General features: G+C 66.3%; 9 protein-coding genes. 7 read left to right on the top strand and 2 right to left on the bottom strand.

All coding sequences use genetic code 11. The features are described 5' to 3' along the window. Nucleotides 1-70 precede the first annotated feature (70 nt). The 5 genes from HUK72_RS00200 (at nucleotide 71) to HUK72_RS00180 (ending at nucleotide 5973) form a co-directional block, all read left to right on the top strand. Nucleotides 71-1699, top strand: a complete 1629-nt coding sequence (locus tag HUK72_RS00200; RefSeq protein ID WP_176594984.1) for a helicase HerA-like domain-containing protein — start codon at nucleotides 71-73, stop codon at nucleotides 1697-1699. Nucleotides 1700-1715: 16 nt separating this feature from the next. Continuing rightward, nucleotides 1716-2129 carry a hypothetical protein gene (locus HUK72_RS00195; protein ID WP_176594983.1) on the top strand — a complete coding sequence of 138 codons (414 nt, stop codon included), beginning with the start codon at nucleotides 1716-1718 and terminating at the stop codon, nucleotides 2127-2129. A 254-nt stretch (nucleotides 2130-2383) separates the two neighbouring features. Next, a complete protein-coding gene (locus HUK72_RS00190) occupies nucleotides 2384-3688 on the top strand; it encodes an MFS transporter (RefSeq protein WP_176594982.1) in 1305 nt (434 codons plus the stop codon). Next, the gene (cysK, locus tag HUK72_RS00185) at nucleotides 3685-4602 is read left to right on the top strand and encodes a cysteine synthase A (RefSeq protein ID WP_176594981.1); all 918 of its coding nucleotides are present in this window, start codon (nucleotides 3685-3687) and stop codon (nucleotides 4600-4602) included. Before HUK72_RS00190 ends, cysK begins: the two co-directional genes overlap by 4 nt. 30 nt (nucleotides 4603-4632) lie before the next feature. Further along, on the top strand, nucleotides 4633-5973 hold the full coding sequence (locus HUK72_RS00180) for a cell wall hydrolase (RefSeq protein WP_176594980.1): 1341 nt from the start codon (nucleotides 4633-4635) through the stop codon (nucleotides 5971-5973). A 9-nt stretch (nucleotides 5974-5982) separates the two neighbouring features. Here HUK72_RS00180 and HUK72_RS00175 read toward each other — a convergent pair whose 3' ends face one another. Then, nucleotides 5983-7077, bottom strand: coding sequence for a helix-turn-helix transcriptional regulator (locus HUK72_RS00175; RefSeq protein WP_176594979.1), 1095 nt, complete (start codon nucleotides 7075-7077; stop codon nucleotides 5983-5985). 124 nt (nucleotides 7078-7201) lie between these two features. Here HUK72_RS00175 and HUK72_RS00170 point away from each other — a divergent pair, with 124 nt between their 5' ends. Next, on the top strand, nucleotides 7202-8416 hold the full coding sequence (locus HUK72_RS00170; protein ID WP_176594978.1) for an MFS transporter: 1215 nt from the start codon (nucleotides 7202-7204) through the stop codon (nucleotides 8414-8416). On the opposite strand, the gene HUK72_RS00165 is transcribed toward HUK72_RS00170, so the two are convergent. Beyond that, nucleotides 8396-10696, bottom strand: coding sequence for a TonB-dependent receptor domain-containing protein (locus HUK72_RS00165; RefSeq protein WP_336950454.1), 2301 nt, complete (start codon nucleotides 10694-10696; stop codon nucleotides 8396-8398). The two genes, HUK72_RS00170 and HUK72_RS00165, sit on opposite strands and share 21 nt — an antisense overlap. Nucleotides 10697-11130: 434 nt before the next feature. Here HUK72_RS00165 and rpoB point away from each other — a divergent pair, with 434 nt between their 5' ends. Next, nucleotides 11131-15297, top strand: coding sequence for a DNA-directed RNA polymerase subunit beta (gene rpoB / locus HUK72_RS00160; RefSeq protein WP_176594977.1), 4167 nt, complete (start codon nucleotides 11131-11133; stop codon nucleotides 15295-15297). The last annotated feature ends 69 nt before the right edge of the window (nucleotides 15298-15366 follow it).

Below are 15366 nucleotides of genomic sequence, written 5' to 3'. Positions count from 1 at the left end.
CTCCCATCTACAACGATGGCGGCAGACTCCGGCGGGCGCGGCCCGCAGCATTGAGGGAGCATGACGCGAGATGAGCGACGGCATTTTCATCGGCCTTGGCGCGCCGGACAAGGATGGCGGCATCCCCCAGACGCTGAACCTGCGCAGGGCCAATCGCCACGGCCTGATCGCGGGCGCGACCGGCACTGGCAAGACCGTGACGCTCCAGGGCATTGCCGAAAGCTTCTCCGCGCTCGGCGTCCCCGTCTTCCTTGCGGATGTGAAGGGCGACCTGGCGGGCATTTCCATGGCCGGCTCCCCCACCGCCAAAAATGCCGACAAGCTGGTCGCCCGCGCCAAGGAAATCGGCCTCGAACATTACAGCTATGCCGACAATCCCGCCATCTTCTGGGACTTGTATGGCGAGCAGGGTCATCCGATCCGCACCACCGTCAGCGAAATGGGGCCGCTGCTGCTGTCGCGGCTGATGGATCTGAACGAGACGCAGGAGGGCGTCCTTTCGATCGCCTTCAAATATGCCGATGAGGAAGGGCTGCTGCTGCTCGATCTGGGCGACTTGCAGGCGATGCTGGCCTATTGCGCGGAAAATGCCGACAGTCTGTCCGCCCAATATGGCAATGTGACCAAGGCCAGCGTCGGTGCGATCCAGCGCCAGTTGCTCCAGCTCGAAAGCCAGGGCGGCGCGCATTTCTTCGGTGAACCCGCGCTCGACATTCACGACATGCTGAAGCTCGACGACAAGGGGCGCGGCTATGTCAACGTGCTGGCCGCCGACAAGCTGATGCAGAGCCCCAAGCTCTACGCCACCTTCCTGCTCTGGCTGCTCTCAGAACTGTTCGAGACGCTCCCCGAAGTAGGCGACCCGGACAAGCCGGTGCTCGTCTTCTTCTTCGACGAGGCGCATCTGCTGTTCGACGACGCGCCCAAGGCGTTGACCGACAAGATCGAGCAGGTCGTGCGCCTGATCCGCTCCAAGGGTGTGGGCGTCTATTTCGTGACGCAGAACCCGATCGACATTCCGGAGGATGTGGCAGGCCAGCTTGGCAACCGCGTCCAGCACGCGCTGCGCGCCTTCACGCCCCGCGACCAGAAGGCGATCAAGGCGGCGGCGGAGACCTTCCGCGTCAATCCGGACCTGAACGTCGAAACCGCGATCATCGAACTCAAGGTGGGCGAGGCGCTGGTATCGCTGTTGCAGGAGGATGGTTCGCCCGGCATCGTCCAGCGCACGCTGATCGCCCCGCCCCGCTCACGCCTCGGTCCGGTCGATGCCAAGGAGCGGGCGATCATCCAGTCCATCTCCCCCTGCGCGGGCAAATATGATGCAACGGTGGATCGCGAATCCGCCGAGGAGATTCTGGCCGCGCGCGGTCAGGCCGCCGCTGCCGCCGCCCAGGCGTCCAAGGCGCAGGCCGAAGCCGACAAGGCCGCCGCCGCCCAGGCCAAGATCGAGGCCAAGCAGCGCGAGGCGCAACTCAAGGAACAGGCCCGGCAGGACGCCGCGGCGGCCCGCGACGCCGCCAGGCCATCCGGCATCGACAAGGCGATCCAGTCCGCGACCCGTTCCGCCGCCTCATCGGTCGGCCGTCAGGTCGCCAATGAGCTGGGCCGCGCGGTGTTCGGCGGGTCCAGCCGCAAAAGCTCCGGCGGAATCGCGGGACAACTGGTGCGGGGCATATTGGGCAGCCTGTTCAAATAAGCGCGGGAGGAACGTCATGCGGAAGATGATCATCTGCATTGGGGGCATATGCACCTTGGGTCTGGCGCTCGCCATTCCCGTTCATGCACAGGATTATCGCGACCTGCACCGCGCCGCCGACGCCGCCATCGCCAGCGACATCGCCCGCGACCGTCAGGCCGAGCGCGATGCCAAGCGTCAGCCCTATGCCTCGCCCGGCTATGGCCCGATCCATAGCGCCACGGCGGCCCGCAACGTCTGCGCCGCCAAGGTGCGGGAAGAGGCGGGACCGGGCGCGAAAATCCTGGGAAGGATCGCCGCCAGCACCATGTCCACCGGCTGGGAGGTGGAAGGCGAAGTCGGCCCCTTTGGCGACCGGCGGTCGGTGCCTTTCGTCTGTTCTGTGCGGAATGGATCTGTGAGCGGGATCATGTTGCAGCCGGATCGGTAGGGTTCAACTCAACTCGAGACGAAAAGCTTACCCATCGGAAAACCGTCATGCTGAACTTGTTTCAGCATCCATCGTGCCCCACAGGCCGCATCTCGTGGGGAGGAATGGATGCTGAAACAAGTTCAGCATGACGAATGGCTAAAGAACTCCCCCAATCCCACCTAAAGCCACACCTTCCCCACCCCAAATATTGCTGTCCCTTTTCTCTACCGGCGCGGTTGCGAGAGTCGTTGTGCAGGCGCTAAGGAGGGGCCATGCATAGCCCCTCCGTTCCCCACCATCCCCTGCGCTTCGGCAATTTCCGGGCCTATCTGCTGGGGCGGTTCACGGCGGTGCTGGCGCAGTACAGCATGATGATCGTGCTCGCGTGGCAGGCCTATAATGTCGCCCGCGAAACGATGAGCACGGGCGCCGCCTCCGCCCAGCTCGGCCTCATCGGCCTGGCGCAATTCCTGCCCCTCTTCTTCCTGACCCCAGTGACCGGCTGGGTGGCCGACCATTTCGACCGCCGCATGATCACCCGCTTCACCCTGCTGCTGATGATGCTGGCGTCGGGAGCTTTGGCCTTCGCCACCTATGAAGGCCGGGTCAGCCTGCCGCTGATCTTCGGCATCGCCGCCGTCGTCGGCATCGCCCGCGCCTTCAACGGCCCGGCCTATAGCGCGCTCGCCCCCAATCTGGTGCCGCGTGAAGTGCTGCCCAACGCCATCGCCATTTCCAGCGTCGTCTGGCAGACGGGCATGATCGCCGGCCCGGCGCTGGGCGGCTATGCCTATGCCATGCAGCCCTGGGGCGCCTATGCGCTGGCGTCGGGCCTGTTCGCCGTCGCCCTGCTCTGCATGATGCTGATCGGCCCGGTGCCCCAGCCGCCCCGCGACACCAGCCGCCATCCAGTGCGCCAGATGATCGACGGCCTCACCTATGTCCGCACCAACCGGTTGGTCCTGGCGACCATCACGCTCGACCTGTTCGCGGTGCTGCTGGCGGGGGCGACGGCGCTGCTGCCGGTCTATGCCCGCGACATATTGCACGTGGGATCGGCGGGCCTCGGCCATCTCGCCGCGTCGCCGGGCGTCGGCGCGGGCCTTACCGCGCTCTTCTTCTCCTTCCGACCGATGAAGACGGAGGTCGGGCTCAAGATGCTGGGCGCGGTCGTCCTGTTCGGCATCGCCACGATCATCTTTGGCTCCACCGCCTTCCTGCCGCGCCGCATCGCGCCGGAAGTGGGCATCGCGGCGCTGGTCCTGCTGGGATCGGCCGACATGGTGTCGGTCTATGTCCGCCAGTCGCTGATCCAGCTCCATACGCCGGACGAGATGCGCGGCCGGGTGTCCAGCCTGTCGCAGCTCACCATTTCCGCCTCCAACGAACTGGGCGAGGCGGAATCCGGCTTCCTCGCCGCGCTCGTCGGCCCGGTCGCGGCGGTGATCGGCGGCGGCATCGGCGCCATTATGATAACCCTTATCTGGGCACGGCTCTTTCCAGAACTCCGCCTTGCCCGTACTTTCGACCCACCCGAAACAAGGGCGGCCGAGCCCATGCAGGAGAAAGCGCAATGAAGGCATCCAGCATTTTGGAAACCATCGGCAATACGCCGCATATTCGCGTCAACCGGCTGTTCGGTGACGCCGAAGTGTGGATCAAGTCCGAACGGTCCAATCCCGGCGGGTCGATCAAGGACCGAATCGCCCTCTCCATGATCGAGGCCGCCGAAGCGTCCGGCGACCTGAAACCCGGCGGCACCATCATCGAGCCGACGTCCGGCAATACCGGCGTCGGCCTGGCCATGGTCGCGGCGGTCAAGGGGTACAAGCTGATCCTGGTCATGCCCGAGAGCATGAGCCTGGAGCGGCGGCGCCTGATGCTGGCCTATGGCGCCAGCTTCGATCTGACACCGCGGGAAAAGGGCATGAAGGGCGCGATCGAGCGCGCATTGGAGCTGGTCGAGCAGACGCCCAATAGCTGGATGCCGCAGCAGTTCGAGAATCCGGCGAATATCGACGTCCATGTCCGCACCACCGCGCAGGAAATCGCCGTCGACTTTGCGGACAGCCCGATCGACGCGCTGATCACCGGCGTCGGCACCGGCGGCCATATCACCGGCGTGGCGCAGGTGCTTAAGCAGCTCTGGCCCCATCTGAAGGTCTATGCGGTCGAGCCCACCCTGTCCCATGTCATCAGCGGCGGCCAGCCCGGCCCGCACCCGATCCAGGGCATTGGCGCGGGCTTCATCCCCGCGAACCTCCACACCCAGTTGCTGGACGGCGTGATTCAGGTCGATCCCGCCGACGCCAAGGAGTTTGCTCGCCGCGCTGCCCGGGAGGAAGGCGTGCTGGTCGGCATCTCATCCGGCGCGACGCTGGCGGCCATCCATCAGAAGCTGCCGGAACTCCCGGCGGGCAGCCGCGTTCTGGGTTTCAACTATGACACCGGCGAACGCTATCTGTCGGTGCCCGATTTCCTGCCCGAATAAGGCCAGAAACGGGCAAGAGCCGGACCGGGCATGACCGACGCCACCTCCACCGGCCAGCCGCATCGTTCGATGTGGCTGCTCTGGCTGATGCTGTTCGTCGGCCTGCCCGCTTTTGTCGCCGCGTGGGAGACGCGGGTGCCGCAAGGCAAGCCGCGTCTGGAGGCGGTCGCCGCCGCCCGGTTCAAGCGCCCAACCACCCCGCCCCCGGCGGTCGCGCCGGTCCAGCTCTACGCGCTGGACCGCGATCAGGCCCGGGCGTTCAACGCGGGCATCCCCATTTCCCGCCTGCCCAATCCGGCGGCCCGGCCGTTCATCTTCTCAGGCTCGCAGATCGACCTCGCCCGCGCCACGGATTGTCTGGCGGCGGCGCAAATCTATGAAGCGGGCGACGATGCCGTGGGCGAGCGGGCGGTCGCACAGGTGGTGCTGAACCGCGTGCGGCATCCCGCCTTTCCCAAGACGGTCTGCGGCGTCGTCTTCCAGGGGCAGGAACGCGCGACCGGGTGCCAGTTCACCTTCACCTGCGATGGCGCGCTCGCCCGCACCCCGACCCAGGCGGCGTGGGAAAGGGCGCGGGACATCGCGAAATCGGCGCTGGCGGGCAAGGTCTACAAGCCGGTCGGCTATGCCACCCATTATCACACCGACTGGGTCGTCCCCTATTGGAGCGACAGCCTGGACAAGATCGGCGCGGTCGGCACCCATCTCTTCTTCCGCTGGAAGGGCTGGTGGGGGACGCCGCCCGCCTTCCGCCGCATGGGGGAGAACGGCGAACCGCTGGTCGAGCGCATCGCCCGCCTGTCCGCCGTGCATCAGGGCGGGCCGGATGGAGCCGCAGGGATGCCGGTTCCGGCCGGCGGCACGGTCGTGGATCTCGCGGCCCTGCCCCAACAGATGATCGGGACGGAATCCGTGGGCCGGATGATGGCGGGCGTGCGGCTGATCGCCATCGCGCCGGGGGCGAAGAGCTTCCTCGTCGAACTGGGCCGCGCCGCTTCGCCCGACAGTTGGCCGATGCTGTCGCAGACCTTCTGCGCCGGCCGGCCGGAATGCCGGATCATGGCCTGGCGGACCGGCACCGCGCCGGCCGGCCTGCCCCTGTCGGGCGATCAGATGGAAAGCATGGCCTTCGCCTATATCCACAACAGCGCGACGGGTTTGCAGCGGTCGCTGTGGAACTGCATCCTGACGCCAAGGGGCAATAAGGACGAATGCATGCGCCAGCGGGTTCCGGCGGCCACAGCCACGGCGCCGCCAGCCGCCGCCGCGCCGGAACTGGCGGGCGTCCGGCGCAAGGAACGGTTCGAGGTGGTGAAGATCGCGCCGCCCACAACCCCGCCCCAGGTCATGGTCCCGCCGGTCAAGCCGTAAGAGGAAGGGCTATTCCTCGTCGAACCTGCTCAGGCGCGGCAGCGCGCCGATGCGGGCGACCAGTTCGGACTGGCGGCTGCAATCCAGCTTCACATAGATATTCTTGATCTGCGTGCGCACCGTATTGAGCGCCACCCCGCGTTCCTGCGACAGCTCCTCCAGCCCGCGCCCGGCGCAGAGCGCTTCGGCCACCTCCGCCTCCGCCCGGGTCAGGCCGTAAAGCGCGCGGATACGGCTGGTGAGGCTGAGATCCCGGTCGGCCGGATCGGTCGCGATCGCGACGATCTGCCGCTCCATGCCGACCCGCACCGAAGCGATCGACAGCACATAGGGCAGACCCTGTTCGCGATGGATGAAGATCGCGCTCGCCTGACCGCCCTGCCGCGCCGCCGCCGCCCTCAGCGCGGTCTGCAAGGCTTCGTCGTCACGCGGCTCCCGCGCCTTCAATTGCCGCTGGCGCAGGGTCAGCGCGTCGGCCCGCCGCAGCAGCGCGTCCGCCGGGCGGTTGCAGTCGATCAGCACGCCATTGGGACGCAAGGTGAAGACGGCATGGCCCACCATGTCGAGCGTCGCGTGCAGCGACCGGCCATAATGATGGGCGCGGTCCAGCTTGCTGCGGATCGCGAACATGCGGCCGATATGATCGATACTGTCCTGCATCGCCCGCACCTCGCGCTCGCTGAAGGGCTTTTGCGCGCGCCCGCGATGCAGGCCGATATGGCCGGTCGTCCCATCCTTCTGGATCACCCCGCCCAGGCAGCGGAAGGTGTCGTCGCCCATGCCCCTGATCCACTCATTATAGATCCGGCTGCCTTCATAGGCCTTGCTCGGCACGAACGCTTCGATATTCCAGAGGCGATTGATCGCTTCGGCCCGGTCGAGCGCCACGCCCCAAATATCGTCGTCCTGGAATTCCTGATCGTAAAGGGCCATTTGCGCGTCGGAAAAATAGCCGGAATAGGAGATTTCCGCGACATGCTGGGGCGCCCGCCCCCAATGCAGAACGCCCGATCGGGCGCCGACCGCTTCGGCCAAGGTGGAGGCCAACCGCTCGAACAGCGCGTCATCGGTCGCCGCGTCGTAGATTTCCTCCGTCCGGATCACAAGCTGTCCTTACTCCCCACGCCATCCGGCGTCAGGGGGAATATACGCAGCTTCCACTTGCCGCATTGCACAAATCGGACATCAGCCCATTCAAATCGCTGAAAAAACGGATATTGCTGCTATCGTGCTCCGCCGCCTCTTCCCCCTTCCCCCGGTTTCCGCAGATGGCGGTGCGCGAAACCCCTGGCCTCCGGTCGTCGCATTGTCCGCGATCACCCTGCTGATCCAGGGCTGCACGCTGATGTCGCTGGGCGTGCTTCTGCCCGGCCTTGCGCCCGATTTCGGGGGACGGGCGGGCGGCGCGGCCACGGCCTTCCTGCTGGCGATGAGCCTGGCCAGCCTGGCGGTCGGCTGGGCGCTGGGCCGGGTCGGCGCCCGGTCGGTCCTGCTGGCGGGCATCGCGCTCAGCGCCGCCGGATATGGCCTTGCCGCGCTGGCGCAGGACCGGATCGCGCTGACCGCCGCCCTCGCGCTGTCGGGCCTGGGCGTCGGGGCATCCACCATCGTGCCCGGCATCGCCGTCATCACCCGGCGTCATGCGGCGCGGCGCGGCATGGCGCTGGCGGTCTTCCTGGGCGCCGCCGTCGTGGCGGGCGCGGTGGTGCCGCCCTTCGTCGGATCGGCCATGGCGCTCTGGTCCTGGCGCCCGGCCATGCTGCTCTGCGCCGCAGTCATAGCGCTCGCCTGTCCGCCGTTGGTCCTGCTGGTGCCCGGCGGACGGATCGACAGCGGCCGGACGGCAGCCGGACCGCACGCGACGGGAGCCGCCCTGCGCAGCGCTAATTTCTGCCGGATCGTCCTGGCGATGACGCTGTTACAGCTTGCGATCAACGGCGTGCTGTTCGCGGCGGTGGACAGTTTGATGGCGCAGGGATTGACGCAATCCAGTGCGGTCCTTGCCTATAGCAGCGCCAATCTGCTGGGCCTGCCCGCGCTGTTGATGGGCGGCATGCTGGCCGACCGCATCGGCCCCCGGCGCAGCCTGATCGCAACCGCGCTGCTGCTGGCGGCGGGGACGGCCGCGCTGCTGGGAGTCCGCGCCATGGACATGACCGGCGTCTGGCTGTTCGTCCTGCTGTGGGGCGTGGCGAGCGCGCTGCCTGGCCAGTCCGGATCGATGCTGCTGGCCGATGCGGTGGAGGCGGAGGCTTTTCCCCGGCTGCTCGGCCTCAATACCGCGATCATCAGCCTGCTCGGCGCGCTGGCGCCGCTCTGGACCGACCAGATGCGGGCGGCGGGCGGCGGCTATGGCCTGCCCGTCCTGGTCTATGCCGCGCTGGCGCTGGCCGCCGCGCCGGTCATCGCGCTGGTGCGCCCGTCAAAGGCCGATGCTGGCTGACAGGCCGATGGTGCGCGGGCGCTGCGCCATTTCGCGCAGCGGCGATCCGGTAACCGGCACCAGTTCCGCATTGCGGTAGAGGACCGCCCGGCTGTCCAGCAGATTGTCGGCAAAGGCGGACAATTGCCATCCGTCCCGGCCCAGCCCGACGCGCAGGAACAGCAGGTCGCTCCCATCCCCCGCATAGACGCGGGGATCATAGGCGACCGATTGCATCGAAGGCGCGCGGCGATAATGGCCCGCATACCGCCATTCCGACCGGACGAATCCGTCGAGCCGGCCCGGCAGCGCAAAGCCATAATCGGCGGCCAGCGTCCCCGACCAGCGCGGCACGTAGGGTACCCGGTCTCCCGCGGCGACGATGCTACCCGCCCCGCCCGGTCCGACATTCCGCCGGAACCGCGCATCGACATAGCCCAGCGCCAGATCCAGCGTCAGCCGGCGCAAAGGCTCCGCCCGCACCGCCAGCTCCACCCCCTGGTTGCGCGCCGAACCGAGATTATCGACATAGGAAAAGCCGCAATTGGGCAAGGTGATCGACTGCTGGATGCGGCGCCAGTCGATGCGGAAGGCCGCCACGGAGAGATGGAGCCCACGCCGCGGAAACTCCGCCTTCACCCCCGCCTCATAGCTCCAGAGCGAATCCGAACCATAGCTGTCCGGCGCGGCGGCGCGCCCCAGCGCGGACAGATCTGCGGCGCAACTGCCCGTCGGCACCGCCCCATTGGTGCCGCCGCTGCGGAAACCCTTGCTCGCGCTCAGATAGATCAGACTGTCGCCGCCCGGACGCCAGGACAGGCTGGCATGCGGGGTGACGGGCGTGCCGGTCTGTCGCCGGGGACCGACGGCGTTGCTGCCGCCCGCGAACGGCCCCTCCGACATCAGGCGGAAGGTCAGCGGATTGCGCGACACGCGCAGTCCCGCCGTCACCTCCCAGCGGGGCGCGGGCGCCCAGGTCGCCTGGCCGAAGGCGGCCAGCGTGCGTTCCCTTATCTGCTGGCGGCTATGATAGCTCTGGCCGCCCCGCAGCAGCGGCAGGCCGAAAATCTCCTCGATCGACAGACCAAGCTGCGATTGGGCGAGGTCCGCGATGCCCGGTTCCACCACCCGCTGTTCCATGACGATGCGCGACTGGCCGTAAAAGCCGCCGATCAGCCAGCGGACCGACCCTTCCCTATCCGAAACGATCCGCACTTCCTGCGTGAAATTGCGCTGGTCCACCATGGTGCGGCTATAACTGCCGCCCGGCGTGCGGATGCCGGGCACCGCGCCGCCCAGCACGATCTCCCCGAAAAAGCCCGAATAATCGACGATCTGGCGGTTCCGGCGATCCAGCCAGGCGGTGACGCTGGTCAGCGTGGCGCCGCTCAGGTCCAGCCGCGCCGTCAGGCTCGGCAGCAGGAAGCGGTCGCGCCCCGGCTGGCGCAAGGTCGCGGACTGGCGGAAAGGCCCGAGGTCACTTTCGTAGAAAGGCAGGTCGCCTCGATCGGTCCTCTGGTAAAAAAGGGAGGGCGTCAGTTCCAGATGCTCGCCCGGCGCCAGCTTGGCCGCCAGGCGCAGGCCCAGCGCCTCGCCATGATCGGCATTCTTCGTCAGCAACGCCCCGGAAGCGGGATCGAACCGGTCGATCACGCCCGCATCCCGGCGATAATAGCCGCTCACCCGCGCGCCGATCCGGTCCGGGACGATCGCGCCGCCCAGCGCCGCCTGCACCTCGCGGGTAAGGCCGCCGCCCCTCACCACCGCCGCCTCGCCGCTGGCCCGCGCCTCCAGGCCTTGCAGTTGCGGCTGGCGGGTCAGGGTGCGGATCGTCCCCCCCATGGAATCCGCGCCGAACAGCGTCCCCTGCGGCCCGCGCAGCACCTCCACCCGCTCCAGGTCGAACCGGCGCAGGTCAGGATTGCCCGCCACCTCCAGCGACCGGATCTGCACCGGCACATCGTCGACGTAAAGGCCCACCGTGGACGCCCCGATGGGGGAAAAGACGCCGCGCATGACAGGCTGCCGCGCCCCGAAAGCGCCAACCGTCGGCATGGTCAGATTGGGCACCGCCCCGGCCAGGTCGGCCAGCGTGTCGATGCCGCGCCGCTCCAGATCGTTTCGGTCGAGGCGAACCAGGCTGATCGGCACCTTGTCCTGCGCTTCGGCCACCCGCCGGGCCGTGACGAAGACGATCCTGTGACCCGCCAACTGGCCCTGGGATTCATCCTCATCCTGACCAAAGGCAGGCCCCGCCATCGCCAGCGCGGACAGCCAGCACAGGCGCGCCCACCCTTTCACGCCCGCTCCCTCATGCCCAATCCCCATGCCAGGCGCGCCATGGTCGGAAGGAGTTGAATGCCGGAGAGAATCATTCCATCTCTCTACAGCAACGACTTACCCCGGCAACTAAACTGGATCAGACATCCTCCCCTCTTCACAAAGCAAGGGGCGGGGTCTATATGGGTTCTTCAAATCCGGTTCGCGCCATGCCCCAGGGCAGGGTGGGAACCGTCCCCCGGATCGCCCGGGGACCGGCTTCGATTAGCGCGCGAAGCCGGCGGAATGGGGCGAAAACGGCGGGTTACAACATGCTGACAGTGCGGATCGGACAGTCCCGGCCCGCACTTTTTTGCGTGGCGATAGAAGGGCGAATCACCCCCGAAATCGACATGCCAGGCTGAATTTTCGCTGCGATGCGAAAAAATGCGACGAACAAACAGGCAGGATACGCAATGGCGACCAAAGCTCTCCCCACGATCAGCAATACCGGCGCGAAGAAGCGCATCAGGAAGGTGTTCGGTGACATCCACGAAGTGGTGCAGATGCCGAACCTGATCGAGGTCCAGCGGGAGAGCTATGAGCAGTTCCTGCGTTCCGATCCGTCGATCGGCTATGTTTCCGGCCTGGAAAAGACCCTGCGCTCGGTCTTCCCGATCCGCGACTTCGCGGGCACGGCGGAAATGGACTTCGTCCATTACGAGCTGGAAGACCCGAAATACGACGTCGAGGAATGCCGTCAGCGCGGCATCACCTATGCGGCGCCGATGCGCGTCACGCTGCGCCTGATCGTGTTCGAGGTGGACCAGGACACCGAAACCCGCTCCGTCTTGGACATCAAGGAGCAGGACGTCTACATGGGCGACATGCCGCTCATGACCCAGAACGGCACCTTCATCGTCAACGGAACCGAGCGCGTCATCGTGTCGCAGATGCACCGCTCGCCGGGCGTGCTGTTCGACCATGACCGTGGCAAGACCCACTCGTCGGGCAAATATCTGTTCGCCGCCCGCGTCATCCCTTACCGTGGTTCGTGGCTCGACTTCGAATTCGACGCCAAGGACATCGTCAACGTCCGCATCGACCGCAAGCGCAAACTGCCGGTCACGGCGCTGCTCTATGCGCTGGGCCTGACGCCCGAGGACATGCTCGGCTATTTTTACAACAAGGTGACGTTCGTCCGCGGCGAAGGCGGCTGGCAGATTCCCTATGTCACCGAAGCGTGGCGCGGCCAGAAGCCCGCCTTCGACATCGTCGACGCCAAGTCGGGCGAAGTCGTGTTCGCCGCCGGTCACAAGATTTCGCCCCGCGCCGCCAACAAGGCGGAGAAGGACGGGCTTGAGACGCTGCTGATCCCGACCGAGGAAGTCTATGGCCGCTACAGCGCCTACGACCTCATCAATGAGAGCACCGGCGAAATCTACATCGAGGCTGGTGACGAAGTGTCGCCGGAAAACCTCGAAAAGCTGGACAAGGCGGGCATCGACCGTCTCGAACTGCTCGACATCGACCATGTCACCACGGGCCCGTGGATCCGCAACACGCTCAAGGCCGACAAGGCCGAGGAACGCGACCAGGCGCTGGCCGACATCTACCGCGTGATGCGCCCCGGCGAACCGCCGACGAAGGAAACCGCCGAAGCGCTGTTCGCGGGCCTGTTCTTCGATCCGGAGCGCTATGACCTCTCGGCCGTGGGCCGCGTGAAGCTCAACATGCGCCTCGACCTCGATGCCGAGGACACCGTCACCACCCTGCGCGTCGAGGACATCCTCGCCGTGGTCAAGGAACTGGTGAACCTGAAGGACGGCAAGGGTGAGATCGACGATATCGACAATCTCGGCAACCGCCGCGTGCGTTCGGTGGGCGAGCTGCTGGAAAACCAGTATCGCGTCGGCCTGCTGCGCATGGAGCGCGCCGTCAAGGAGCGCATGTCGTCCGTCGACGTGTCGACCGTGATGCCGAACGACCTCATCAACGCGAAGCCGGCCGTGGCCGCGGTGCGCGAGTTCTTCGGCAGCTCGCAGCTTTCGCAGTTCATGGACCAGACCAACCCGCTGTCGGAAGTCACCCACAAGCGCCGCGTTTCGGCGCTCGGGCCAGGCGGTCTGACCCGTGAGCGCGCAGGCTTTGAAGTCCGCGACGTTCACCCGACCCATTATGGCCGCATCTGCCCGATTGAAACGCCCGAAGGCCCGAACATCGGTCTGATCAACTCGCTGGCCACCTTTAGCCGCGTCAACAAGTACGGCTTCATCGAGACGCCGTACCGCAAGGTGATCGACGGCAAGGTGACCAACGAGGTCGTCTATCTGTCCGCGATGGAAGAAGCCAAGCACACCATCGCGCAGGCGAACGCCGAGCTGACCGAAGAGGGCACGCTGGCCGAAGACCTGATCTCCGCGCGTGAGGCGGGCGAATTCCTGATGGCCCCCAAGGACCACATCACCCTGATGGACGTCAGCCCCAAGCAGCTCGTCTCGGTCGCGGCCTCGCTCATTCCATTCCTGGAAAATGACGACGCCAACCGCGCGCTCATGGGATCGAACATGCAGCGTCAGGCCGTGCCGCTGGTCAATGCCGAGGCGCCGTTCGTCGGCACCGGCATGGAAGGTACGGTTGCGCGGGACTCCGGCGCCGCCATCGCCGCCAAGCGTCCGGGCATCGTCGATCAGGTGGACGCGACCCGTATCGTCATCCGCGCCACCGGCGACATCGCGCCGGGCCAGTCGGGCGTCGACATCTACACGCTCCAGAAGTTCCAGCGCTCCAACCAGGACACCTGCATCAACCAGCGTCCGCTGGTGAAGGTGGGCGACCTGATCGAAGGCGGCGATGTCATCGCAGACGGCCCGTCTACCGAGTTTGGCGAGCTGGCGCTGGGCCGCAATACGCTGGTCGCGTTCATGCCCTGGAACGGCTACAACTATGAAGACTCCATCCTGATCTCCGAGCGGATCGTGAAGGATGACGTCTTCACCTCGATCCATATCGAGGAGTTTGAGGTCATGGCCCGCGACACCAAGCTGGGGCCGGAAGACATCACCCGCGACATTCCGAACGTCGGTGAAGAAGCGCTGCGCAACCTCGACGAGGCGGGCATCGTTTACATCGGCGCCGAAGTGGAGCCGGGCGACATATTGGTCGGCAAGATCACCCCCAAGGGTGAATCCCCGATGACCCCGGAAGAAAAGCTGCTCCGCGCCATCTTCGGTGAAAAGGCGAGCGACGTGCGCGACACCTCGCTGCGTCTGCCGCCGGGCGTTGCCGGTACGGTCGTGGAAGTGCGCGTCTTCAACCGCCACGGCATCGACAAGGACGAGCGCGCCATGGCCATCGAGCGGGAGGAAATCGACCGTCTCGCCAAGGACCGCGAGGACGAACGCGCCATCCTCAACCGCGCGACCTTCAACCGCCTTCAGGAAATGCTGCTGGGTCAGACCGCCACGGCCGCGCCCAAGGGCGTGCGCAAGGGCGTCGAGATCGACGAAGCTTTGCTGAGCGAAGTCGAGCGTCATGAATGGTGGAAGTTCGCGGTCGCGGACGACGTCCGCCAGGCCGGCATCGAAGCCGTCAAGGCGCAGTATGACGAAGCGGTGAAGCTGATCGTCGAGAAGTTCGAGGACCGCGTCGACAAGCTCCAGCGCGGCGACGAGCTGCCGCCGGGCGTGCTCAAGATGGTCAAGGTTTTCGTCGCGGTGAAGCGCAAGCTCCAGCCGGGCGACAAGATGGCCGGCCGTCACGGGAACAAGGGTGTCATCTCGCGCATCCTGCCGATCGAGGACATGCCGTTCCTCGAAGACGGCACCCATGTCGACATCGTGCTGAACCCGCTGGGCGTGCCGTCGCGCATGAACGTCGGTCAGATTTTCGAAACGCACCTCGGCTGGGCCGCGCGTGGCCTCGGCCAGCAGCTCAAGCATGCGCTGGAAGATTGGCGCGAAGCCAATCCGAACGCGCAGGCTGGCGAAATGCCGGATGCGGTCAAGACCCGCCTGCTGGAAACCTATGGCGAGCAATATGCCGACCAGATCAACGGCCGCACGGCCGAACAGATCATCGACCTCGCCCAGCATCTCCAGCGCGGCGTGCCGATGGCGACCCCGGTGTTCGACGGCGCCCGCGAAGCGGACGTGTCCGCGATGCTAGAGCTGGCGGGCCTGCACTCATCGGGTCAGAGCGACCTGTATGATGGCCGCACCGGCGACCGTTTCGACCGCAAGGTGACTGTCGGCATCATCTACATGCTGAAGCTGCACCACCTGGTCGACGACAAGATCCACGCCCGTTCCATCGGCCCCTACTCGCTCGTCACCCAGCAGCCGCTGGGCGGCAAGGCGCAGTTCGGCGGCCAGCGCTTCGGTGAAATGGAGGTGTGGGCGCTTCAGGCTTACGGTGCCGCCTATACCTTGCAGGAAATGCTGACGGTGAAGTCGGACGACGTGGTCGGCCGTACCAAGGTCTACGAAGCGATCGTCAAGGGCGACGACACGTTCGAAGCCGGCATTCCCGAAAGCTTCAACGTGCTGGTCAAGGAAATGCGCTCGCTGGGCCTCAACGTCGAACTCGCCGCGATGGACGAGGTCGAGGACGACGGCGACGGCTTCGCGCAGGCAGCGGAATAAGGCGTGTCCGGCGCTGCCTGTCGGCGGCGCCCCTCCCCTTCTTCGCCCGAGAAATTTTACCCTCTAGAG

Source organism: Sphingobium sp. 15-1, assembly GCF_013375535.1.
GTDB classification, from domain to species: Bacteria; Pseudomonadota; Alphaproteobacteria; order Sphingomonadales; family Sphingomonadaceae; genus Sphingobium; species Sphingobium aromaticivastans.
Note: the sequence above shows the minus strand (reverse complement) of the source record. Positions and strands in the feature narration are given on the sequence as shown.